We start from the raw sequence: 458 nt of genomic DNA, 5'->3' as shown, positions 1-458 counted from the left end.
CGGCTACGACTACAGCCACCACGGCCGCACCGGCAACCCGGACACCGCCTTCGTCCCGGACGAGATCGTCGACCGGTTCTGCCTGCTGGGCCCCGCCGAGGCGCACATCGAGAAGCTGCGCCACCTGAAGGAGCTCGGCGTCGACCAGTTCGCCGTCTACAACATGCACGACGCCAGGGAGGCGACGATCGACGCGTACGGCTCCGAGATCATCCCCGCCCTGACCGGCTGAGGCTGCCCGGGATTCACACCGGTTTCACGCTGCGCCCCAGCAGAGCCGTCACATCCACCGTCTCGTCCGCCGACGGAGTCGCGTCCGGCACCGGCCGGTCGAAGCCGGAGAAGTCCACCGTCCCCTTCTCGTCCGGCCCGTCCGCCGTGATCCGCACCGGATACGGCTCGCCCTCGGTGGCCACGTACACCGTCAGCCGCTCGTCGCCCTGCGCGCGGGTCACCGG

Annotated in this window: 1 protein-coding gene and 1 pseudogene; one reads left to right on the top strand and one right to left on the bottom strand. The window is 70.5% G+C overall.

All coding sequences use genetic code 11. The features are described 5' to 3' along the window. Window positions 1–232 (top strand): LLM class flavin-dependent oxidoreductase (locus V2J85_RS40635; protein WP_330824394.1); only part of this gene is annotated, 232 nt, incomplete at its 5' end. Window positions 233–245: 13 nt separating this feature from the next. Here V2J85_RS40635 and V2J85_RS40630 read toward each other — a convergent pair. Continuing rightward, window positions 246–458 (bottom strand): annotated as a pseudogene (locus tag V2J85_RS40630) (hypothetical protein); the annotation flags it as partial.

It is taken from the genome of Streptomyces bugieae (assembly GCF_036352915.1).
GTDB lineage: Bacteria > Actinomycetota > Actinomycetes > Streptomycetales > Streptomycetaceae > Streptomyces > Streptomyces endophytica.
Note: the sequence above shows the minus strand (reverse complement) of the source record. Positions and strands in the feature narration are given on the sequence as shown.